Here is a 22,317-nt window from a genome sequence, read left to right as displayed (position 1 = left end):
GGCTGTTATGGCAGATCCGAAAAGCAAACAAATTGATGATATCGTCTCCATGCTTGATGAATTCATGACCGGCAACGGCGGGCACATGAACATTAAGGTCACAGAGGATGGTACCATAAACGCCGATAAGACAATGGCGAAAACAGTAACTACCCTGAATTCCACGGACTGTGCGGAGGGAGATCAGGCATGTAAAGTGCCTACTCTTTTCCTGGGCCTGGATGGGGAAGATTAAACACACACAGATGAATCACATAAGGAGGATAACACTATGGCAAATATCAGTACAGCTCAGGTAAACAATCTTGTAAACTTATTAGATGGTTATGTAGAAGAAGGCGGACATCACTTAAATGTCAACGTCTTCACCCGCGAAACTCTTTTAGATGCACAGCAGCACCCGGAAAATTATCCGCAGCTGACTGTACGTGTTTCCGGTTATGCCGTAAACTTTATCAAACTGACAAAGGAACAGCAGGATGAAGTAATTTCCCGTACGTTCCACGACAATATGTAAACAAAAGCAAAGAAGGCGGATCAATCATGACAGGACGTATCCATTCCATTGAAAGCTTTGGTACCGTTGACGGACCGGGCGTGCGCATGGTAGTCTTTTTCCAGGGCTGCCCCATGCGCTGCCAGTACTGCCATAACCCGGATACCTGGAAGATGGCCGGCGGTACGGAAATGACAGTTGAAGATATTTTAAAACAATATGAGTCGTCCCGGAACTTCTACCGGGGCGGCGGCCTCACGGCCACCGGTGGAGAACCGCTCATGCAGCTTGAGTTTGTAACGGAACTCTTTGAGGCTGCAAGGAAGAAGGATATTCATACGTGTCTGGACACCTCAGGGGTCACCTTCCGGCGGGAGGACAAAGAGCTTCTTGCAAAGATGGAGCGGCTCCTTGCCTCCACCAGTCTTGTCATGCTTGATCTCAAACACATTGACTCGGAAAAACACAAGCCTCTGACCGGACATTCCAATGAGAATATCCTGGACTTTGCCCGGTTCTTAGACGAAATGTCTGTACCTGTCTGGGTCCGGCATGTGGTGGTTCCGAACATTACGGACCAGGCTGCTGATTTATACCGGCTTGGACGTTTTATCGGGGAACTGAAGAATGTCAAAGCACTGGATGTTCTCCCTTACCATGACATGGGTAAGGTCAAATATGAAAGCCTTGGAATGGACTATCCTTTAAAGGATGTTCCCCCTTTATCCCAGGAAGCCGCCATTGCCGCGAAAAAGATCATTTTAAGCGGAATCAGGGACATGCGATTAGGTAAAACTAACCCTCCTTGCTCCTAAAATTATACATGAAATACATTGTTTGCTACTTGATTAATTTTTATTAATAGTATAAAATATAGAAAAATGTATAGAATATAAGGAGGTTATTTATCATGGCACGTGTTATTAGTGATGCTTGTGTTAGTTGCGGAACCTGTGAAGGTGAGTGTCCAGTAAGTGCAATCAGCCAGGGCGACTCTCAGTTTGTCATTGATGCTGATTCCTGCATCGATTGCGGCGCTTGTGAAGGCGTTTGCCCAACTGGAGCAATTTCTGAAGCTTAATTATCAATACATAAATGCCTCTCCCTTTTTGGGGGGAGGCATTTTGTTGTATCTCCCATTCTTCTGCCGTGATAAAAGAAAGAAAGAAAGGATGTTGTCTGTATGAGAAAGCCCCTCATTGGTCTGACTCCCATTCACGATACAGATAATCACGATATCAAAATGCGCCCCACCTATTTAAAGGCATTAAAAACCGCCGGAGCCATTCCAGTGGTACTGCCGTTAGAAGCCTCCGAAGAAGATTTAAAACAACTGACTCAGGAACTGGACGGTTTTATATTCACCGGCGGCCCGGACGTCCACCCTTTTATATTTGGAGAGGAGACCCACGCAAACTGCGGAAATGTTTCTTATGAAAGAGACCAGATGGAGCTTTCCCTGCTCCCCCTCATTCTGGAGCTTGGAAAACCGGTTTTTGGCATCTGCCGGGGAATCCAGATCCTTAACATCGCTCTTGGCGGTACGATCTGGCAGGACATTTCGTCTCAGGTAAAGCAGGAGTTCCCCATTGCCCATTCCCAGCCCTTCCGCTACAATATCCCCAGTCATACGGTCACACTCACAGAAGGCAGTCTTTTATCAAAGCTGACCGGGGAAAAGACCTTAAAGGTCAACAGCATGCACCATCAGGCGGTAAAGGACGTTGCCCCTGGTCTTAGAGCTGCGGCTTATTCTCCAGACCAACTGGTTGAAGGTTTGGAAATGCCCGGGTATCCTTTTTTTCTTGGGGTTCAGTGGCATCCGGAATATCTATGGGAGAAAGATGAAATGGCGTTTCGATTATTTCAGAATTTTGTAGACGCTTGTAAAAAGTAATTGCCTGACATAAAATCCGCAGTTTACACTTTCAGTGGCAACTGCGGATTTTTGCCATAGCAGGTCTATCTGCTTTTTTTATCTGAAAGTAGTGTGAGGTTATAGCTTTTTTCCATTTCTCCCGAACTTCTTTTTGCGGTTGAAAAATGGAATTTTAGAAGCCGCCGCTTCTGCACGGCCTTTATTATCCTTTTGATAGGTTCTTAAAAGCTCGTCCAACTGCTTATAACGCTCTTCTTCTTTTTCTTCTTTTAAATTCATTAAGTACTGCATTTCCTTAATGACCTTATCATTGACCAGACAGCTCACATCCTGACTCAGCTGCTCATTATTAACCTCTAAGGCTCGTCCAATGATGTGATTCATGATTTCCTGAAACTGTTCCATTTTACCCTGAGCAATGGAAACCTGCGCTGTGTTATGTACGTCTAGGCCCGTTTCGCCCTCCTGACCAGAGATCCCGCCCTCTTTCAACTCCTGGGTGATCTGGCCTTCCAGTAAATCATCGGGGATGACGGGGTCTTCACTGTCCTCGATGACCTTATCAAGCGCTGTTTTAATGGCTTTTAACTGATATCCCTTTTCCTTCAAGTCTTTGATCTGCTTGAACAAACGGATGTGGGCCTCCGTGTAATACCGGTGCCCCATCTCATTTCTGGGAATGTCTAATTGAAGCTCGTCCTCCCAGTATCGAAGGACATGGGATTCCACATCGACTTTGCGCGATGCATCCGATATTAAGTAATGTATCTCAGCCATAGTTATATCCTCTCCTTTGGTTCATTAAGTTTTCATAACCTTACTATTTATATCATATGCTGGATTGATACGGATTATGAATAGGAAATGAATATTTTTAAAGGAAAACTTCATCTAAATTCTTAAACTAAGGAAAGATTATGACAGGCTGCCCAGTGCCCCGGCTCCACTTCCTTCAAAGAGGGAGCTTGCATTTTATGGATCACTGATAACTATATCCAATCCGAATTCTTTTTTTATTTTATCCTGTGTGAATGAATCAGCATATTTCCATATATGCTTTATATGTTAATAGATGTTATCAAACAAGAACAGGAATGTCAATATAATTGAAATACCCTGATGGTAACACAACGCTTTGCTTTCTGCGTGTCACCATCAGGGTATTGAAATCTTTCAAACGCTTTCTTATTGCCGGGCCATATTTGCAAACTTCGTATACTCCGGTCTCCAGACCAGATTCACGGTACCAATGGGACCATTACGCTGTTTTGCAATGATGACTTCCGCAATATTCGGCATATCTGTATCTTTGTTATAATAATCATCACGGTATAAAAACATGACCACATCGGCATCCTGCTCGATGGCTCCGGACTCTCGCAGATCGGACAGCATCGGGCGGTGGTCGGGTCTTGTTTCGCAGGCACGGCTGAGCTGGGATAAGGCGATGACAGGGGCGTTGAGTTCTCTCGCAAGGGCTTTTAAGGACCTTGAAATCTCTGAAATCTCCTGCTGGCGGTTTTCGCCGCCTTTTCCGCTTCCGCTCATGAGCTGCAGGTAGTCAATGATGACTACGCTGAGACCGTATTCCAGCTTCATCTTCCGGCATTTGGAACGAAGTTCCATAATGGAAATACCGGGGGTGTCGTCAATGATCAGCTTGGAATTGCCGATGACTCCGATTCCTTCTACCACTGCATCCCAGTCTGTGTCGGATAAGGTACCGGTTCTCAGCTTCTGGGAATCTACGTTGGATTCCATGGCTAACATACGGTTTACCAGCTGTTCCTTTGACATCTCCAGACTGAATATCATAGCCGGCAGACCTTTTTTTACGGCTACATGGTCCACCAGGTTCAGTACGAAGGCTGTCTTACCCATGGAGGGACGGGCCGCGATTAAGATGAAATCCGAAGGCTGCAAACCGGAGGTCTTATAGTCTAAGTCGATAAAACCGGTGGGAATACCGGTTACGGTACCCTGGTTTTTCGATGCCTCCTCGATCTTTTCCAACACATTCATGGCAACCTGCCGGATCGGAACGAATTCACCGGAGTTGCGGTTCTGTAATAGATCAAAAATGGTCTTTTCCGTTAAGGCCATAATGGTTTCCAAAGACTCTTTTCCAGCGTAACAGGTATTGGCTATCTCTTCATTTACCTTAATCAACCGCCTTAACACGGCTTTCTCCCTTACAATATTGGCATAGGATTTCACATTGGCCGAGGTGGGAACCGTGGTAATGATGTCTCTTACAAACTCAAGACTGGATACTTCCGGGGGGACATCCTTTACCTTTAACCGGTTCTGAAGGGTCACCAAATCCACCGGCAGATTCTCATTAAAAAGCTCCAGTATGGACTCAAACATGATTCCATACTGGTGCTGGTAAAAGTCTCCTGCAGAAACGATTTCGGAAGCCGCAATGATTGCATCCCGGTCCATCAGCATGGAACCGATGACAGACTGCTCTGCCTCGATGCTGTGGGGGAGCACCCGTTTGATCAGGGCGTCATCCATGGTTTTGCCTCCTAGCTTTCTACTACTTTAACAATCAGCTTTGCAGTTACTTCTTTGTGCAGTTTGATCGGAACCTCATGGGAGCCAAATGTCTTTAACGGCTCCGGAAGGATCAGCTTCTTCTTGTCTATTTCAAATCCAAGCTGGCTTTGAATCGCCTGGGAAATCTCTTTTCCGGATACGGAACCAAACGCTCTGCCGCCTTCTCCTGCCCGTATGGATAAAGTAATTGAGGATTCTCCGAGTTTGGCTGCCAGCTGCTTTGCTGCTTCTAACTGCTCCGCCTGTATTCTGGCTTCATTGGCTTTCTGCAGCTTTAAGTCATTTAAGTTCTTGGAAGTGGCTTCAATCCCCAGCTTTTTCGGGAGAATATAATTCCTTGCATATCCGTCGTTTACTTTTACAATCTGTCCTTTTTTTCCTAATGCTTTTACGTCTTCCAATAATACAATATCCATTATGATACGTCTCCCTTCTCTATCATCTCTTTGATAACCGCTTTCAAGCGGGTTTTGGCTTCTTCGATGCTGACATCTGCAAGCTGTGCGCCTGCGATGGTCCGGTGGCCTCCGCCTCCCAGCTTTTCCATCATGACCTGAACATTGACTTCATCAATGGAACGGGCACTTAAAAACACCGTATTGTTGTAATGGGACATGACAATGGAGGCCTTGATTCCAGCAATATCAAGCAGCTCATTGGCCGCCTGAGCACCAACTACAGTGGGACTTCCGATTCCTTCTGAGGGACATACGCTGATCGCAAAACAGCCTTCAAAAATCTCAGCTTCGCGGACCGCTTCTGCCTTTGCCTTGTAATCCTCCAGATCATCCCGGAACAATTTTCTCACACGGACCACGTCTGCACCGTTTCTCTTTAAAAATGCAGCCGCTTCAAAGGTCCTTACGCCTGTTTGATTGGTGAAGTTGTGGGTATCAATCACGATTCCGGCATAGAGTGCATCTGCTTCTGCGGATTTAATCTTGATTCCGTCAGCAATGTACTGAAGGACTTCCGCAACCATCTCACAGGCAGAGGAAGCATAGGGTTCCACATAAGACAGGACCGCGTTATCAATGATCTCACTGCTTTGTCTGTGATGATCCAGAACCACGATGGTCTTAACCATGCGTAAAAGCTCCGGTGCATCGGTAATGCTTGGCCGGTTCACATCGACTACCACTAAAATCGTATTGGCATCCACCAGTTCTGCTGCTTTTGCTCCGGTTAAAAACAAATCTTCCGGATAATCAGGATTACCGATAAACCGTTCCTGCATGGGCCTCACGGAGGTTGTCACTTCATTAATAATGATGTTGGCTTTCTTATTCATGGCTGTGGCAATGCGGTAAATACCAACTGCCGCCCCAAAGGAATCTACGTCGGTCAAACGGTGTCCCATGATCAAAAGACGGTCTTTTGTCTCCATCAGTTCCCGCAATGCATGAGCTTTTACACGGGCTTTCACACGGGTCGTCTTTTCCACCTGAGGTGCTTTCCCTCCAAAGAACTGAATCCTGGCACCGTCTTTGACAACGGCCTGGTCACCGCCGCGGCCCAGTGCCATATCTATGGCAATTCTTGCAAATTCATAATTCCGGTAATAACTGTCTCCGTTCATACCAAGGCCGATGCTTAGGGTTACCGCCATCTCATTGCCGATATTGACCGTCTTGACTTCTTCAAGAATGGAGAAGCGGTTTTCCTTCAGCTCGCCGATATAGGACTGTTTGATAGCGATAAAGTATTTATCCTTTTCCAGCTTTTTTACAATCCCGTTCATGTTGGTGATGTACTTTGTAATCTTACGGTCAATCAATGCCGTAAGCAGAGAACGGCGGACTTCCTCCACACTTTCCAGCGCTTCGTCATAATTATCCAGATAGATAAGACCTGCCACCATCTTCTGGTCATCTACCATTTTCTTATAAGTAAGAATCTCTGTTTCATCAAAAAGGTAGACCGCCACCAGCATCTCTTCGGCGGAATCCATATCCTCGGTCTCAGCGGTATTTTCAGATGAGGCCTTCATCAGAACTGCTTTTAAACGAATCTGATAATTCCGGTCATTGCGTGTGGTATGAAGAACAGCGGTACCATCTTTAAGCTTTAACGCTTCCCTGGTTATCTCCGGAAACAGGGTCATGAGATTTTTTTTGGTGGCCTTTAGAGGCTTTTCTTCTCCTAAAACCTCGGATAACGCTGCATTTCCCCACAGAATCCGTCCGTCTACATCTGCGATTCCATATGGAAGTTCCAGTTCCGCAAGAAAATTCTTCTGCATCCAGGAATACTCTGCGGAAAATTCCACAAGACCGCCAAGCAGACGTTTTCTTCTGTAAACATAGAGCCAGACTGCGATTCCAATATACAGAAGCGTGAACAAGGCCATGATAATTCCCGCTTTTGCACTGACCGCACCAATCACTGCATTGGCCGCAATCCACAGTGCACTCAGATAAAGCGGCCACTGCATGTAAGTCCGCAGCTGCCCCCTTATTTTAAACTTCTCTTTCATGTCTTTCTCCTTATGGAAAAAAAGGGTCTTTTTTCACTATCTTTATATTATAACATAGGAAACATGGTTCGTCCATTAAAATGAAACCACCGTGTTCCAGACCCAGGGTAAATCCGAAATAGATTTTATGTTTATGTTCCATATTCTTTCTTATACCGGTCAACCATTTTTATAATCTGTGCTTTTGTATATGGTTTTATAATAAATCCGTAAGCCCGGATTTTCCATGCCTCCAGGGAAAACCCGGGGATACCGGATAACAGCACTACTTCCGGCGGTTCGGGTAATTCATAAAGCTTTGCCGCAAGCGTGATGCCGCTGATGTCCGGCATGACCACATCTGAAAATACCAGATTGATTTGATTCTCTTTGATATACTGCATGGCTGTGACTGCTTCACGGAAGCTTCCGCACAGCTCGATTTCTTTTATTTCCTTTAAAATGCATGTCAGCTTTACCAATAATTCTTCTGAATTATCCACCACTACTGCCCTGATTTTCATAATTCCTCCCCGGATCATGTACAATTCTTTCTATTTTGCAATGAGATTACTATAATTATACTTTTATTTATGTTTTGTTTCAATGAGGGGGAATGGTCAATCCTAAACTTTTTTGATGATTGTTGATATTTTTATAAAACTCAGGCGTTGAATCAATTTCAAGTATCCTCTGGTGGCTAATGCCCTTTCCCGCCGCTTGGAAAGTTACCTTGATTTTTTCTACGCATAGAATACAAGTACAGGAACCAATTTATTATGAATCCCTAAAATAATAAAAGGGGGTACAACAATGGGCATTACCGCAATACAAGTTAATTTAAATACGGCTTTATCGGTAGACAACGGAGCCAATGTTATTTTTGATTCGGTTTCCTATCTTTCTGGAAATATCAGCTACAATCCGTCTACCGGAGAAATACAAATTCTCGAACCCGGTCAGTATATGGTACATTGGTGGTTATCCACTCAATCATCCGCATCAACCACCGGCATTTCATTTGCAATAAGCACATCACAAGGGCAATTTATATCTGGAGTTTCTCCCATAAAAACGGGTGAAGTTTATGGAGTTGGAATTATTGATGTCACAACGCCTCCTCTTACACTTTCACTTGTTAATACAAGTTCAGGAACTGTTTATTTTTCTATGCAGGTTCCACTTAGGGGGATCTTGGCAGTTATTGAAAATAATGGGGAGACGGTTGGGCCTACGGGGGATACGGGGCCTACCGGGGATACCGGGCCTGCGGGGGACACTGGACCTACCGGGCCTACGGGGGACACTGGACCGACTGGCGATACTGGACCGGCTGGCGATACCGGACCTACCGGCAACATCGGACCCACTGGCAATACTGGACCCACTGGTGACGTAGGACCTTCTGGGGACACTGGACCTACCGGCGACACTGGACCTTCTGGGGATACTGGGCCTTCCGGCGTTACAGGACCTTCGGGGGATACCGGGCCTACTGGAGTTACTGGGCCTTCCGGCGACACTGGGCCTTCCGGCGACACTGGGCCTACGGGCGATACTGGGCCTACCGGTGATACTGGACCGACAGGGGACACCGGGCCTACCGGCGACACTGGACCTTCGGGGGACACTGGACCCACTGGTGATGCCGGACCGACAGGGGACACCGGACCCACGGGCAACATCGGACCGACGGGCGATACCGGGCCGACGGGCTATACTGGACCAACGGGTGATACTGGAGCGACGGGGAACACCGGGCCTACTGGCGACACTGGACCCTCCGGGGACATCGGGCCTACCGGCGATACTGGGCCTTCTGGGGATACCGGGCCCACCGGTGTTACGGGACCTTCCGGGAACACTGGACCGACTGGCGATTCTGGGCCTACCGGCGACATCGGGCCTACCGGCGATTCTGGACCGACGGGCGATGCCGGACCGACGGGGGACACCGGGCCTACCGGCGACACTGGACCCTCCGGGGACATCGGTCCTACTGGTAATACTGGGCCTTCTGGGGATACCGGGCCCACCGGCGTTACGGGACCAACCGGGGGCACTGGACCGACTGGCGACACTGGGCCTACCGGCGATTCTGGGCCTACCGGCGACATCGGACCTACCGGCGATTCTGGACCGACGGGCGATGCCGGACCAACGGGAGACACCGGGCCTACCGGCGACACTGGACCCTCCGGGGACATCGGGCCTACTGGTGATACTGGGCCTTCTGGGGATACCGGGCCCACCGGCGTTACGGGACCTTCCGGGAACACTGGACCCACTGGTGACACTGGGCCTACTGGCGATTCTGGGCCTTCTGGGGATACCGGGCCTACCGGCGTTACGGGACCTTCCGGGGGCACTGGACCCACTGGCGACACTGGGCCTACCGGCGATACCGGACCGACGGGCGTTACTGGACCGACTGGTGACATCGGACCTTCTGGGGATACCGGACCTACCGGGGATTCCGGAGCAACGGGTGACACTGGGCCTACCGGAGACACTGGACCCAACGGAGATACTGGACCTTCTGGCGATACCGGGCCTACCGGCGACACTGGCCCTACCGGCGACATTGGTCCTACCGGCGACACTGGGCCCACCGGCGATACTGGACCTTCTGGCGATACCGGGCCGACGGGCGTTACTGGACCGACCGGGAACACCGGACCTTCTGGGGATACTGGGCCGACCGGCGATACTGGACTTATCGGGGACACCGGACCTTCTGGCGACACTGGACCTACGGGAGACACTGGACCTACCGGGGATACTGGGCCTTCTGGCGACATCGGACCTACCGGCGATACTGGACCTACCGGCGACACTGGACCTACCGGCGGCACCGGGCCTTCTGGCGATACTGGGCCTTCTGGCGATACTGGACCTACCGGCGATACTGGACCTTCCGGCGACATCGGACCAACGGGCGACATCGGACCTTCTGGTGACACTGGGCCTACTGGCGACATCGGACCCACCGGCGACATCGGAGATACTGGGCCTACCGGAGACACCGGGCCTACTGGCGACATCGGACCCACCGGCGACATCGGAGATACTGGGCCTACGGGAGGCACCGGGCCTACCGGCGACACTGGACCCACCGGCAACACTGGGCCCACTGGCGACATCGGACCTTCTGGTGATACCGGACCTACCGGGGATACTGGGCCTACCGGCGACACCGGACCTACGGGCGATACTGGACCTACTGGAAACACCGGGCCTACCGGCGACACTGGACCCACCGGGGATACTGGGCCTTCTGGCGATACCGGACCCACCGGCGATGCCGGACCTTCTGGCGATACCGGAACCACCGGCGACACTGGACCCACCGGGGATACTGGGCCCGCCGGCGACATCGGACCAACGGGCGATACTGGACCGACCGGCGATGCTGGACCTTCTGGCGTTACTGGGCCTTCTGGCGATACTGGGCCTACTGGAGACACCGGACCTTCTGGCGATACCGGGCCTACCGGGGATACTGGGCCTACCGGCGACACCGGACCTTCTGGCGACACTGGACCTACGGGAGACACTGGACCTACCGGAGACGCTGGACCTACCGGGAATACTGGGCCTACTGGCGACATCGGACCTACCGGCGACACTGGACCCACTGGCAATACCGGTCCTTCTGGTGACACTGGGCCTACCGGCGACATTGGCCCCTCCGGAGATACTGGACCGACCGGCGACACTGGGCCTACCGGCGATGCTGGACCTTCTGGCGATACTGGGCCTACCGGGGATACTGGACCCACTGGCGACATCGGACCTTCTGGCGACACTGGACCCGCCGGCGACACCGGGCCTACCGGCAACATTGGGCCTACAGGGGATACTGGGCCTATCGGGGATACTGGGCCTACCGGCGACACCGGACCTGCGGGAAACACCGGGCCTACTGGAGATACTGGACCTACCGGGGATATTGGACCCACCGGCGACATCGGACCTACAGGGGATACTGGACCTTCTGGTGACACTGGGCCTACCGGCGATGCTGGACCTTCTGGCGATACCGGACCAACCGGCGACACTGGGCCTACCGGCGACACTGGACCCACTGGCGACATAGGACCTTCTGGTGACACTGGGCCTACCGGCGACATCGGACCTACTGGCGTTACTGGGCCTACGGGAGATATTGGACCTACGGGGGATATTGGACCCACCGGCGACACTGGACCCATCGGCGACACTGGACCTTCTGGCGATACCGGACCAACCGGCGACACTGGGCCTACCGGGAATACTGGACCTTCTGGCGATACCGGACCAACCGGCGACACTGGGCCTACCGGCGACATCGGACCCACCGGCGACATCGGACCTTCTGGCGATACTGGGCCTGCCGGCGATACCGGACCTACGGGCGATGCTGGGCCTACGGGCGATACTGGGCCTACCGGCGACATCGGACCTTCTGGCGATACCGGGCCTACCGGGGATACTGGACCCGCCGGGGATACCGGGCCTACGGGCGATACTGGGCCTACCGGCGACATCGGACCTTCTGGCGATACCGGGCCTACCGGGGATACTGGACCCGCCGGGGATACCGGGCCTACGGGCGATACTGGACCTACCGGAGATATTGGACCCACCGGCGACATCGGACCTTCTGGTGACACTGGGCCTACTGGCAATACCGGGACTACCGGCGATACTGGACCTACTGGCGATACTGGACCCATCGGTGACATCGGACCTTCTGGCGATACTGGGCCTACGGGAGATACTGGACCCACCGGCGACATCGGACCTACCGGCGATACTGGACCTTCTGGTGACGTAGGGCCTATTGGTGACACTGGGCCTACCGGCGACACTGGACCTTCTGGAGATACTGGACCCACCGGCGACATCGGACCTACCGGCGATACTGGACCTTCTGGAGATACTGGACCCACCGGCGACATCGGACCTACCGGCGATACTGGACCTTCTGGTGACGTAGGGCCTATTGGTGACACTGGGCCTACCGGCGACACTGGACCTTCTGGTGACACTGGGCCCACTGGCGACATCGGACCTTCTGGTGACACTGGGCCTACCGGGGATACTGGTCCCTCTGGGGATACTGGTCCCGCCGGCGACATCGGACCTACTGGCGATACTGGACCTACTGGGGATATTGGACCCTCCGGTGATACTGGGCCTACCGGCGACACTGGACCTACCGGCGACATCGGACCTACAGGCAATACTGGACCCACCGGCGACATCGGACCTTCTGGCGATACTGGGCCTGCCGGCGATACCGGACCTACAGGCGATGCTGGGCCTACGGGCGATACTGGGCCTACCGGCGACATCGGACCTTCTGGCGATACCGGGCCTACCGGGGATACTGGACCCGCCGGGGATGCCGGGCCTACTGGAGATACTGGACCTACCGGGGATGCTGGGCCTACTGGCGATACTGGACCTACAGGGGATATTGGACCCACCGGCGACATCGGACCTTCTGGCGACACTGGACCTTCTGGCGATACCGGACCAACCGGCGACACTGGGCCTACCGGGAATACTGGACCTTCTGGCGATACCGGACCTACGGGCGATGCTGGGCCTACGGGCGATACTGGACCTACCGGCGACATCGGACCATCCGGCGATACCGGGCCTACCGGGGATACTGGACCCGCCGGTGATACCGGGCCTACTGGAGATACTGGACCTACCGGGGATATTGGACCCACCGGCGACATCGGACCTTCTGGTGACACTGGGCCTACGGGCGATACCGGGACTACCGGCGATACTGGACCTACGGGCGATACTGGACCCACCGGTGACATCGGACCTTCTGGCGATACTGGGCCTACGGGAGATACTGGACCCACCGGTGACATCGGACCTTCTGGCGATACTGGGCCTACCGGGGATACTGGACCTACGGGGGATATTGGACCCACCGGCGACACTGGGCCTACCGGCAACATCGGACCTACTGGCGACACTGGACCCTCCGGCAATACCGGGCCTACCGGCGACATTGGACCCTCCGGCGATACTGGGCCTTCTGGTGATACCGGGCCTACCGGCGATACTGGACCCTCTGGGGATGCTGGACCTTCTGGCGATACCGGACCTACCGGCGACACTGGCCCTACCGGCGACACTGGACCCTCCGGCGATACTGGCCCCACCGGCGATACTGGACCCACCGGCGATACTGGCCCTACCGGCGACACTGGACCCACTGGCGATACTGGACCTGCTGGAACTGCCGGACCTGTGGGATTAAGTGGTACCTCACCGACTCAGATAAGTAACTTTGATCTCTCTACCTCTGGCAGTGTGGGTGACGTGACAGTCGGTAATGTTATTTATCGTTTAAGTTATGGGGCAGCAGACTATATTTCAATATCTATACTCCCTGTGTCTGGTTCTGTTTTAATTGATCTGAAACGATCCAGTCAATATGACGGAACAATTGATGCGAGCACCTTAAACAATTACACGTTAAGTTCCATTCAATCCCTGGACTCCATTGTTTACAATTCCTCCAGGGAAATGCACCGGGTCTGGCTGCGGCAGCAGGATCCTGATACTTCATTGTGGTCACTGTATGAAATAGATACTTTTTCGTCTGCATCCGGAGCAAGAACCACAGTATGGGTTTACCTTATTGAATCCGATGTGACCCTGCCATAGAAAAAACAACGGAAATATGAATTCGATATGATTTTGTATAAATAACTTATTACAGCAACGCAGTAAGGCCGCAGATCCTTTTTTCAGCATAGGATCTGCGGCCTTATAATATAGTAGAATCTTTTTAAAAAAACCTATTTGATTGCGTCTTCCCCCCGCTCTCCGGTACGGATACGGACCGCATCCTGAATATCGGAAATGAAGATTTTCCCATCACCAAATTCTCCGGTATACGCCTTTTTGGTGATGGCATCAATTACAGCTTCCGCCTGAGAATCGGGAACCACAAGCTCAATCTTTATTTTGGTAAGAAAGTTATAGTCCACTTCCGCCCCTCGTACAAATTCTGTCCAGCCCTTTTGATTGCCGCATCCCATGACCTGCATCACGCTTAAGCCGTTTAACTTCAATTCATCCATAATTTCTTTAATGTCCTCCAGCTTTTCCGGCCGGATAAATGCTTCAATTTTCTTCATCTAATGATCCCCCTTCTATTAATCCATTCCATTAAATGCAGGATATGCAGTTTCTCCATGCTCCGAAGTATCAAGCCCCGTCACCTCATCTTTGTTGGTGACCTTGATTCCCTTCGTTATGAGAGATGCGATCCCTGCAGCCACAAGAGTTCCCACAACGGCGATAACGATGGTAATAAGAATGGCTGCAATCTGGCGGAGAAATAAGGTGATATCCCCAAATACCAGGCCGTTCCAGGGTGCTGCGGAATTGATACTTGTATGGGCAAAGATACCAGTTGCAATGCCGCCCCAGATACCGCCGATTCCATGGCAGCCGAATACATCAAGTGCATCGTCATATCCAAACTTCGGTTTGATCACATTGATGAAGAAGTAGCAGATCGGGCTTACCAGTGCTCCGATGAGGATTGCTGCCCAAATCGGCACAAAGCCTGCACCGGGAGTTATGGCTACCAGACCGATCACAAGACCGGTGGAGGTTCCCACCAGAGTCGGTTTGCCATTTTTAATCACTTCAATGAAGATCCAGGAAAGGAGCGCAGAAGCTGCTGCCGTGTTTGTCGTCATAAATGCATGAGCGGCAAGCTCATTGGCTGCAAGGGCGCTTCCTCCGTTAAAGCCAAACCAGCCGAACCACAGAAGAGCCGCACCGAGAAATACAAACGGCACGTTGTGGGGGTGGTACGGTGCCTTTCCTAAATTTCTTCGTTTTCCGAGAAGAATGGAAAGAACCAGAGCGCTTACACCGGAGCTGATGTGAACTACGTTGCCTCCGGCAAAATCAATGGAACCGATCTGGAACAAATATCCGCCGCCCCATACCATATGAGCCAGGGGATAATAAACGATGATGGACCAGAGCGTTACAAAGATGGCCAGAGAGGAAAATTTCATACGCTCTGCCACGGCACCGGTAATAAGTGCAGGAGCGATGATGGCAAACATCATCTGGAAGATGGCGAATACAAGCGTATTGGGATACGGATGTGTGGTATCCCCAAAGGTATCGAAGTTAAGGCCAAACCAGTTAAGATTTCCTATAATTCCTCCAATATCTCCGCTGAAGGAGAGAGAAAAACCGATCAGAACCCAAAGAATTGATCCGATTCCCATCATAATGGCTGACGACATTATGGTATTAATCACATTTTTCCGTTTTACCAGACCTCCATAAAAAAATGCAAGCCCTGGGGTCATAATAAATACAAGAGCAGAACAAATAAGCATCCATGAAAAATCTCCGTGATCCATAAAAAGCACCTCTTTCTTTCGTTTTTGGTAAAAAAAATTAAGCCATAACCTCGTGCGGCATTGCACGTAGTTATGGCTTCTTTGCCTTTAAATATTACTTTAACTTTTTTAAAAAAAGTATATTGCTAGACTAAAGCATGAAACTGATTTTGTCAAGTAAAAAATTTAAAGTCCCACTGGTAATTTTTTGGTATTTACATGAAAAACACTATTTACCGGCGGATGACAATGCTCCCGCTTTTTTGGATCTCCAAGACCGGGTGCTTTTTTAAATAATCCAGGGCCAGTTCCGGTACTTCCGCACCGATCCGCTTTAATACCGGACATTTTTTATATACTTCATATCCCCCGGTCCCGCTGGCTCTGTAATCACTCATACAAAGGCTTAAAGTCCGTCCGTTTAAAGGTTCTCCCTTGTACAAAATCTCCTTTACACGGCTTCCCACAGGCATCTGTAAGTCTATCTCATAGCGGATTCCCGCAAAGTAATCGTAATTATAATGCTCCACCTTGGGATTTAAAAATACCTCTGATATCTCTATGTTACCATCTCTAAGGGTAAAATACTCCGCACACCGTTCAAGCGCTTTTTTAAGAGTATCCTCGTTTACCGAAAGAACCACAAGCGTATTGGAAAAGGGGTAGACCCGGACCAAATCCCTCATGGTGATGTGCTCCGGAAGGCTCATGGGAGTATTTCCCAGGCCCACGCAGGAAATATCTGCTCCGGAATAGGCAAGCTGCACCTGATTGAAGAAATCGGCCACTCCCGAACCATTCATGGCCATATCTAACTTGCTCTGCTCTGGGATGGGTTCTTTAATCTGTCCGATTCCCACATCAAGCCATTTCTGAACTTCTTCTTCTAAGGGGAGCAGAAAACGGTACGGTTCTTCCTCATGGAAGTCTCCTGCGGGACAGATGGCGGACTCTGCATGGACTGCTCCGTTTTCCACACTTAATTCTATCCTTGCGTACTGCACTGCATTGGCCATGACCTGTAAGGTATGAGTTCCATAAAGATCTCTGCCTGAGACTGGCATATGCTGATGAGCGGTCAAAAGGATATCGTATTCCAGCTCCTTTAAAATGCGAAAGCCTACATTTTCTCTGCTGGTGCTTAACACCTCACCGGTTTCCAGGTCACATTCATAGCCGCCGTGATAGATACACACGGTAACATCGGAATTCTTTTTAAGTCTGTCAAGCTCCTCTTTTGCTGCCGCAAATGCATCGGTGATTTTAATTTTTTCCAAATGCTCCGGCTGTTCCCATACATTTACATAATCTGTGACAATTCCGGTCACTCCGATGCGGAGTCCATTTTCCAGCAAAAAAATATGGCTGTTTTGAAGCTTTGCCTTTCCCTCCAGATCCTCTGCATTGGCACAGAGACAGACTCCGTTAAGGGCATTGTAATAATGGGAAAGGCGTTCATATCCAAAGTTAAAGTCATGGTTGCCGGGAACTACGGCGTCATAGCCCGCGTCATTATACACACGGGCGAATGGCTCGGATTCCAGTAATTCTCCTCCTTGTGCCGTGATGTAGGAAGCCATGGGAGAACCCTGCAGCGTGTCTCCCCCGTCAAAAATCAAAGTGTTCCCATCCTTTTTAAAGTTGGAGATACAGTTTAAAAGTCCCATGGCCTTTTCACTCTTATCTCCGTATGAGGTGGGGAATAAATATCCGTGAACATCAGACGTATAATAAATGGTTGCTCGTTTTTCCAATCCATCACCCCCTTGCCAGCTTCACGCGGATTCGGGTGGAAATGTATTCCACAAACAGAACCAAAACGATCAGACCGACTAAGATGGCTCCCGCTTCATTCCAGCGGTAAGCGTTCATGGCAAAAATTAAAGGCGCACCGATTCCGCCGGCCCCTACTAAACCAAGAACGGTCGCATCCCTTAAATTGATATCAAACCGGTAAATCACCGTGGAGGCAAAATTGGGGATCAGCTGGGGAAGAATTCCGTAACGGATCTTCTGAAACGTGGTACAGCCGCAGGCATCAAGAGATTCTAAAATCCTGGTGTCTAAGTCTTCAATGGCTTCAATGTACATTTTTGAGACCATACCAACGGAGCAGACAGACATGGTCAAAAGTCCGGTAAATGCCCCCGGTCCGCTGACACGGATAAACATCAGGCCGTAAACAAAGGCAGGGATGGTCCGCACTGCCATAATCACCAGACGGCTTACATACGCCACCGGCGCAGGCATTAAGTTGGACGCGGATAAAAAGGATAAGGGAATGGCAAGAAACGCCCCCACCAAAGTACCCAAAAATGCAATGCAGACCGTCTCAAGAAGCAGATAAGGAACACCCTGAGCCGTTAAGTTAAACAACAGCTTTGTATCGGGATGGAAAATACCGCTTAAGATATTTCCTGCAATTTTAAGGCCGCCGGTGCCTCCTTTTGTTATTTCTATGGCAGAACCGGACCATAGAATACATGCCACAACAATGACGGAAACCGCGATCTGGTAAACCGTGTTTTTCGGCCGTTCGGCATATGCTTTTTCAATTTGCTTATTCATCTAAAGGCCCTCCTATACCAGTTTGCGGCGGCAGTAACGGCTCACCGATTCAATGAAAAATACGGCAACAAACAGCATGATTAAGATCATGCCGACGCTTGGGTATTCTCTCCAGCCAAGCTTTTCATTCAGGATCAGTCCCAGACCTCCTGCCCCTACATACCCAAGTATGGCCGCGTAACGGACATTTCCTTCAAAGCAGAACAAGCCATTGGAAATATAGGACGGAAGGACCTGGGGGATGATGGCACTTATAAATGCCCGGACCTTGGTGGCTCCGATGGCTTCCATGGCCTCAAAGGCTCCCATATCGGCCGTCTCAATCTCTTCGTAAAGGATTTTCCCCATATAGGCAAAGGTGAACACCGCAATGGCGGTGGTTCCCGCAAGGGTACCAAGGCCGAATACATAGGTGGCGATCAGAGCCGTAACCAGAGTGGGAAGGGTCCTCACAATGCTTAAAAACAGTCTCATGCCGCTGACTACAAAAGAGTTCTTAATAATATTGGTGGACGCTGCCATGGCAAAAGGGATCACTAAAACCGCTCCGATGACCGTTCCCAAAAGGGACATCTTTACGGTATCAAACAAAGGCTCCCACACCTGAGCGCTGTAAGAAAATGCAGGGGGCACCATCATTCCCAGAATAATGAAAAACTGGTTCCCTCTTTCGGCCAAAACTTTCATATCAAACCCAGTGATCTTCACCGAAAGTGCCGTAAAAAGCACTATGATCAAAGCAATCAAGGGAAGTCTGGAAGCCGGCTTATAGACGGTTTTCCCATTTGACAATTCCATTTTCCTGGGGGGAAATATCTTGTCATATATGCTCATCCATCTGCCTCCTTCTGCTTTCCTTCATAAATCTCATTTAAAATTTCTTCTGTTACATTGGCCGCCGGGCCGTCGTATACGATGGCACCTGCACGGATGCCCACCACCCGGCTGGCATACTGGAGCGCTAAATCCACGTGGTGGATGTTAAGGAGAATGGTAATGTTCATCTCCTTGTTGATTTTTAAGAAATCTCCCATGACCTGTTTTGCGGTTACCGGGTCAAGGGAAGCCACCGGTTCATCCGCCAGAATGATCTGGGGATTTTGAGCCAGGGTTCTTGCCAGGGCAACTCTCTGCTGCTGGCCGCCGGAAAGCTGGTCTGCCCGGACATAAGCCTTGTCAAGAATTCCCACCTTATCAAGAGCTTCCAGCGCTTCCAGCTTGTCTTTCATTGGATATATGCCAAATAATGCCTTAAAAAACGGCAGCTCCGGTACCTTTGACATCAGTACGTTATTGATGACTCTGGTTCTGGTCACCAGATTAAAGGACTGGAAAATCATGCCGATCTTCCGGCGGAAGCGGCGAAGCTCATAGCCCTTTAACTGCATCACATCGGTTCCGTCTACCGTAAGACTGCCTTCCGTAATATCATGCATCCGGTTGATGGTGCGCAGAAGGGTGGACTTTCCTGCACCGGATAAGCCGATGATAGCCACAAATTCTCCCTGCTCTATTTTTAAATTTATCTCTTTCAACGCTTCAAAGCCATTGGGGTACTTTTTGCTTACCTGATTAAATTCAATCATATTTTCCTCGATTCCATGCACAAAGAGCGGAGGCGCCGCAAATAGATTTCCCTTACGACGCCTCCGCAGCCTGTTGTATTATTTATTTCGCATTTAATTCCTTAATCATCTCCTGGGCTTTGCGCTCATTATCGTAATCCGCACTCTTTGCCGCCTGATATCCTTTGTGGCTGTAGATGGCGATGACCTTCTGGCCCTCTTCGGTATTGCCGATATTGATAAATGCGCTCTGAACAGCCTTTTTGAAATCATCATCCATGATTTTGGAAGTCTTGCTTACGCTTACTGTATCATTAAAGATCGGAGGTGTAACGCCAATAACATTAGTCTCTTCCCAAATAGAACCGGTTCTGCCGTATTCGGAGTTCCATTTGTCCACATAGTCTCTGCGGGCATCTGCATAAGTACAAAGAACATCTACCTGACCGGAAGCAAGTCTTGCAAATGCGCTGCCGTAGGAGTCGGACTGAACTGCATGAGAGAGATTTAATATATTCTTCTGGAAGTTATCCTGAAGCCATAAGGATGGGTAAATGTATCCTGCCGGGGAGGAGGAGGACATGACGCTCCAGTTTGCTCCGTCTAAATCTTCAAAAGTCAGTGCTTCGCCGCTGTTTACCTTCGCTGCCAGTTCCTTTCCCTTTTCGGAAGGACCTGCAATGATCAGTGCACGGTAAAAAGTTGCCTGGTCTGTGGTCGGGTCTGTTGGCTTTCCATCATTCCAGTCTTTTGCAGAATCGGAATTCTTGCTTAACCCGTCTCTGGTTGCGGTAAGAATCACATCTGCTCCGTCATCGTAAAGGACATAGGTTCCTCCAGGAATAAGACCGATATCTGCAGTTCCTGCGGAAAGAGCTTCCCCAACTGCTTCGTAGTTGGTTCCAACGGTGATCACTACTTCACCGATATCATAACCCTGTTTTGAAAGTTCCGTCTTAAGCATGTCCTTCAACGGCTCGGTAGCGGTTACGATCTCCTGCGGCTCTCTGGAAGGTACAAAGTATACATTGAGCTTTTCAATCTTTTTGTTCTCTGCTTTTGTGGTTTGTTCTGCTGCAGATGATGCACTTTCTGATCCTGCTGCGGAAGAAGCTGCGGTTGTTGCACCTGCCTGTTTGCTGCTGCCGGAACAACCGCCGATCATTGCTGCACAGAGTGCTGCTGCCATTAATACAGAAACTGTTTTTCTCATACTGCTCTCCTTTTTCGTGTGACTCATCGGTTCTCTTGTTCATGAATCATTACGCACTGTCACCGACCTCTAGTTTGGTCGGAAGAAAGATCGTCATATTGTCCTTGCGGCCTTCCCTGATCTGCTCCAGCAAAAGCTTTATGGCAGTCTGCCAGACAATATCCGGAAACATGCGGACTTTGGTATAGGAGGGCCATTTGGATTCCAGGGTCTCTATATCCTTATAGATCACCACTGCAATATCCTTTGGAATCCGAAGACCAGCATCACAAAACGCCTCCAGGGCACCTTCGGCCACTTCTTCGCTGCCTAACAGCACTGCCTCCGGCAGACAGCCGGATTCCATCGCCTTTTTTGCAAGCTCATAACCGCTTTCCTTACTGATATCCCCTATGAAGAAACAGGACTCCTCATAGAAGCCTCTCTGGGTAAAGGCAGCCCGGATTCCCTCAAGTCTCCGGTAACCGATCTTAACCTGACCTTCGTCATAAAGACCGCCTATATAGCCAACACTCCGGTATTTCTTCTGGTCCACCAGATAGGACAGCATCTCATGAATTCCTTTGTTAAAGTCCATTACAATGCTGTCATATTCATAATCCTTTGGATCGGAATTAATAAATACGATGGCGTAGCTCTGCATCCGGAGAAATTCCATCTCCTCCTGGCTGAAGACACCGAACGCCATGATTCCGTCGTACTGCCCCGGCATTCCCTTATCCATCCGTTCAAACCTCACATCGCTGTTCCCGGACATGGACTTAACGATCAAGTCCAGGGAGGACAGTCTGATGTTGGTCCTGTCCTTACGGATAATATGCCAGTCAGCCACTCCTATGACAATCTCTCTCTTTTTCTGCGTATGACGCATCCTGGGTGGGACATATTTTAACTCGTGGGCAATTTTAAATATCCTCTTTTTCACTTCCGGACTTACCACAATGGTATCATCCTGGTTCAGCACCCGGGATACTGTAGTGATGGAGACATCCGCAAGCTGTGAAATCTCTTTAATTGTAGCCATAACCTATATCCTCACCTTTCAGGTTTCATTATAATTGTACACTCCTGTACCGTCAATAACCAAAGTAAAATTTTACTAAAGTTTTACCTGGACTTCAATTGATGGGTTTTATAAATGGAAATACCGGGAAGAAACCGTCTCTTCTTCCCGGTATTTGATTCT

The 22,317-nt window shown here is 50.0% G+C and carries 24 protein-coding genes; 11 read left to right on the top strand and 13 right to left on the bottom strand.

Going from position 1 to position 22,317, the window contains the following annotated elements; genetic code table 11:
• Positions 1-7: 7 nt before the first annotated feature.
• The 5 genes from VIG27_RS01480 (at position 8) to VIG27_RS01460 (ending at position 2,393) form a co-directional block, all read left to right on the top strand.
• Complete coding sequence (locus tag VIG27_RS01480) at positions 8-235, top strand: hypothetical protein (RefSeq protein WP_394524641.1); 228 nt, start codon at positions 8-10, stop codon at positions 233-235.
• Between the two features lie 36 nt (positions 236-271).
• A complete protein-coding gene (gene grcA3 / locus VIG27_RS01475) occupies positions 272-517 on the top strand; it encodes an autonomous glycyl radical cofactor GrcA3 (protein ID WP_394524639.1) in 246 nt (81 codons plus the stop codon).
• 26 nt (positions 518-543) lie between these two features.
• Positions 544-1,311, top strand: coding sequence for a pyruvate formate-lyase-activating protein (pflA, locus tag VIG27_RS01470; protein WP_394524636.1), 768 nt, complete (start codon positions 544-546; stop codon positions 1,309-1,311).
• 95 nt (positions 1,312-1,406) lie between these two features.
• Entirely contained in the window at positions 1,407-1,577 is a 171-nt protein-coding gene (locus VIG27_RS01465; protein ID WP_077613191.1) for a DUF362 domain-containing protein, read from the top strand.
• Between the two features lie 102 nt (positions 1,578-1,679).
• Entirely contained in the window at positions 1,680-2,393 is a 714-nt protein-coding gene (locus tag VIG27_RS01460; RefSeq protein WP_394524633.1) for a gamma-glutamyl-gamma-aminobutyrate hydrolase family protein, read from the top strand.
• Positions 2,394-2,492: 99 nt separating this feature from the next.
• Here VIG27_RS01460 and VIG27_RS01455 read toward each other — a convergent pair whose 3' ends face one another.
• The 5 genes from VIG27_RS01455 to VIG27_RS01435 form a co-directional block, all read right to left on the bottom strand.
• On the bottom strand, positions 2,493-3,152 hold the full coding sequence (locus tag VIG27_RS01455) for a helix-turn-helix domain-containing protein (protein WP_394524630.1): 660 nt from the start codon (positions 3,150-3,152) through the stop codon (positions 2,493-2,495).
• 408 nt (positions 3,153-3,560) lie between these two features.
• The gene (gene dnaB, locus VIG27_RS01450; protein ID WP_394524628.1) at positions 3,561-4,895 is read right to left on the bottom strand and encodes a replicative DNA helicase; all 1,335 of its coding nucleotides are present in this window, start codon (positions 4,893-4,895) and stop codon (positions 3,561-3,563) included.
• 11 nt (positions 4,896-4,906) lie between these two features.
• Entirely contained in the window at positions 4,907-5,353 is a 447-nt protein-coding gene (gene rplI, locus VIG27_RS01445) for a 50S ribosomal protein L9 (RefSeq protein WP_394524626.1), read from the bottom strand.
• Positions 5,353-7,413 (bottom strand): DHH family phosphoesterase, encoded by a 2,061-nt coding sequence (locus VIG27_RS01440; protein WP_394524623.1) that lies wholly within the window; start codon positions 7,411-7,413, stop codon positions 5,353-5,355. The genes rplI and VIG27_RS01440 overlap by 1 nt, the downstream gene beginning before the upstream one ends.
• A gap of 131 nt (positions 7,414-7,544) precedes the next feature.
• Complete coding sequence (locus VIG27_RS01435; RefSeq protein WP_394524621.1) at positions 7,545-7,916, bottom strand: LytR/AlgR family response regulator transcription factor; 372 nt, start codon at positions 7,914-7,916, stop codon at positions 7,545-7,547.
• A gap of 680 nt (positions 7,917-8,596) precedes the next feature.
• Between VIG27_RS01435 and VIG27_RS01430 the strand changes: the two genes are divergently transcribed.
• The 6 genes from VIG27_RS01430 (at position 8,597) to VIG27_RS01405 (ending at position 14,076) form a co-directional block, all read left to right on the top strand.
• Positions 8,597-8,791 (top strand): hypothetical protein, encoded by a 195-nt coding sequence (locus tag VIG27_RS01430; protein WP_394524618.1) that lies wholly within the window; start codon positions 8,597-8,599, stop codon positions 8,789-8,791.
• A gap of 171 nt (positions 8,792-8,962) precedes the next feature.
• Positions 8,963-11,491 (top strand): hypothetical protein, encoded by a 2,529-nt coding sequence (locus VIG27_RS01425; protein WP_394524616.1) that lies wholly within the window; start codon positions 8,963-8,965, stop codon positions 11,489-11,491.
• Positions 11,492-11,500: 9 nt separating this feature from the next.
• A complete protein-coding gene (locus tag VIG27_RS01420; protein ID WP_394524615.1) occupies positions 11,501-12,211 on the top strand; it encodes a hypothetical protein in 711 nt (236 codons plus the stop codon).
• Positions 12,212-12,217: 6 nt separating this feature from the next.
• Positions 12,218-12,373, top strand: a complete 156-nt coding sequence (locus VIG27_RS01415) for a hypothetical protein (RefSeq protein WP_394524614.1) — start codon at positions 12,218-12,220, stop codon at positions 12,371-12,373.
• Positions 12,374-12,379: 6 nt separating this feature from the next.
• Complete coding sequence (locus tag VIG27_RS01410; RefSeq protein WP_394524612.1) at positions 12,380-13,666, top strand: hypothetical protein; 1,287 nt, start codon at positions 12,380-12,382, stop codon at positions 13,664-13,666.
• Positions 13,667-13,728: 62 nt separating this feature from the next.
• Positions 13,729-14,076: a hypothetical protein gene (locus tag VIG27_RS01405; protein WP_394524610.1), complete on the top strand. Its 348-nt coding sequence runs from the start codon at positions 13,729-13,731 to the stop codon at positions 14,074-14,076.
• A 134-nt stretch (positions 14,077-14,210) separates the two neighbouring features.
• Here VIG27_RS01405 and VIG27_RS01400 read toward each other — a convergent pair whose 3' ends face one another.
• From VIG27_RS01400 to VIG27_RS01365, 8 genes are all read right to left on the bottom strand, one after another.
• The gene (locus VIG27_RS01400) at positions 14,211-14,552 is read right to left on the bottom strand and encodes a P-II family nitrogen regulator (RefSeq protein WP_394524608.1); all 342 of its coding nucleotides are present in this window, start codon (positions 14,550-14,552) and stop codon (positions 14,211-14,213) included.
• Positions 14,553-14,570: 18 nt separating this feature from the next.
• Positions 14,571-15,806 (bottom strand): ammonium transporter, encoded by a 1,236-nt coding sequence (locus tag VIG27_RS01395; protein ID WP_394524605.1) that lies wholly within the window; start codon positions 15,804-15,806, stop codon positions 14,571-14,573.
• 212 nt (positions 15,807-16,018) lie between these two features.
• On the bottom strand, positions 16,019-17,539 hold the full coding sequence (locus VIG27_RS01390) for a bifunctional metallophosphatase/5'-nucleotidase (RefSeq protein ID WP_394524603.1): 1,521 nt from the start codon (positions 17,537-17,539) through the stop codon (positions 16,019-16,021).
• 4 nt (positions 17,540-17,543) lie between these two features.
• Positions 17,544-18,353: a phosphonate ABC transporter, permease protein PhnE gene (gene phnE, locus VIG27_RS01385; RefSeq protein ID WP_394524601.1), complete on the bottom strand. Its 810-nt coding sequence runs from the start codon at positions 18,351-18,353 to the stop codon at positions 17,544-17,546.
• A 12-nt stretch (positions 18,354-18,365) separates the two neighbouring features.
• Positions 18,366-19,187 (bottom strand): phosphonate ABC transporter, permease protein PhnE, encoded by an 822-nt coding sequence (gene phnE, locus VIG27_RS01380; RefSeq protein ID WP_394524599.1) that lies wholly within the window; start codon positions 19,185-19,187, stop codon positions 18,366-18,368.
• On the bottom strand, positions 19,184-19,939 hold the full coding sequence (gene phnC, locus VIG27_RS01375) for a phosphonate ABC transporter ATP-binding protein (RefSeq protein ID WP_394524597.1): 756 nt from the start codon (positions 19,937-19,939) through the stop codon (positions 19,184-19,186). The genes phnE (VIG27_RS01380) and phnC overlap by 4 nt, the downstream gene beginning before the upstream one ends.
• 82 nt (positions 19,940-20,021) lie before the next feature.
• Positions 20,022-21,131, bottom strand: coding sequence for a phosphate/phosphite/phosphonate ABC transporter substrate-binding protein (locus tag VIG27_RS01370; RefSeq protein ID WP_394524595.1), 1,110 nt, complete (start codon positions 21,129-21,131; stop codon positions 20,022-20,024).
• A 49-nt stretch (positions 21,132-21,180) separates the two neighbouring features.
• Positions 21,181-22,155: a LacI family DNA-binding transcriptional regulator gene (locus tag VIG27_RS01365; RefSeq protein ID WP_394524592.1), complete on the bottom strand. Its 975-nt coding sequence runs from the start codon at positions 22,153-22,155 to the stop codon at positions 21,181-21,183.
• Positions 22,156-22,317: the final 162 nt, after the last annotated feature.

Source organism: Lacrimispora sinapis (assembly GCF_043633585.1).
GTDB lineage: Bacteria > Bacillota > Clostridia > Lachnospirales > Lachnospiraceae > Lacrimispora > Lacrimispora sinapis.
This window is presented reverse-complemented; position numbering and strand designations above follow the sequence as displayed.

Excerpts from the sequence above, each read along its gene's own strand:
- VIG27_RS01480 (WP_394524641.1), top strand. The coding sequence starts at position 8 with ATGGCAGATCCGAAAAGCAAACAAATTGATGATATCGTCTCCATGCTT.
- grcA3 (WP_394524639.1), top strand. The coding sequence starts at position 272 with ATGGCAAATATCAGTACAGCTCAGGTAAACAATCTTGTAAACTTATTA.
- pflA (WP_394524636.1), top strand. The coding sequence starts at position 544 with ATGACAGGACGTATCCATTCCATTGAAAGCTTTGGTACCGTTGACGGA.
- VIG27_RS01465 (WP_077613191.1), top strand. The coding sequence starts at position 1,407 with ATGGCACGTGTTATTAGTGATGCTTGTGTTAGTTGCGGAACCTGTGAA.
- VIG27_RS01460 (WP_394524633.1), top strand. The coding sequence starts at position 1,680 with ATGAGAAAGCCCCTCATTGGTCTGACTCCCATTCACGATACAGATAAT.
- VIG27_RS01455 (WP_394524630.1), bottom strand. The coding sequence starts at position 3,152 with ATGGCTGAGATACATTACTTAATATCGGATGCATCGCGCAAAGTCGAT.
- dnaB (WP_394524628.1), bottom strand. The coding sequence starts at position 4,895 with ATGGATGACGCCCTGATCAAACGGGTGCTCCCCCACAGCATCGAGGCA.
- rplI (WP_394524626.1), bottom strand. The coding sequence starts at position 5,353 with ATGGATATTGTATTATTGGAAGACGTAAAAGCATTAGGAAAAAAAGGA.
- VIG27_RS01440 (WP_394524623.1), bottom strand. The coding sequence starts at position 7,413 with ATGAAAGAGAAGTTTAAAATAAGGGGGCAGCTGCGGACTTACATGCAG.
- VIG27_RS01435 (WP_394524621.1), bottom strand. The coding sequence starts at position 7,916 with ATGAAAATCAGGGCAGTAGTGGTGGATAATTCAGAAGAATTATTGGTA.
- VIG27_RS01400 (WP_394524608.1), bottom strand. The coding sequence starts at position 14,552 with ATGAAGAAAATTGAAGCATTTATCCGGCCGGAAAAGCTGGAGGACATT.
- VIG27_RS01395 (WP_394524605.1), bottom strand. The coding sequence starts at position 15,806 with ATGGATCACGGAGATTTTTCATGGATGCTTATTTGTTCTGCTCTTGTA.
- phnE (WP_394524601.1), bottom strand. The coding sequence starts at position 18,353 with ATGAATAAGCAAATTGAAAAAGCATATGCCGAACGGCCGAAAAACACG.
- phnE (WP_394524599.1), bottom strand. The coding sequence starts at position 19,187 with ATGAGCATATATGACAAGATATTTCCCCCCAGGAAAATGGAATTGTCA.
- phnC (WP_394524597.1), bottom strand. The coding sequence starts at position 19,939 with ATGATTGAATTTAATCAGGTAAGCAAAAAGTACCCCAATGGCTTTGAA.
- VIG27_RS01370 (WP_394524595.1), bottom strand. The coding sequence starts at position 21,131 with ATGAGAAAAACAGTTTCTGTATTAATGGCAGCAGCACTCTGTGCAGCA.
- VIG27_RS01365 (WP_394524592.1), bottom strand. The coding sequence starts at position 22,155 with ATGGCTACAATTAAAGAGATTTCACAGCTTGCGGATGTCTCCATCACT.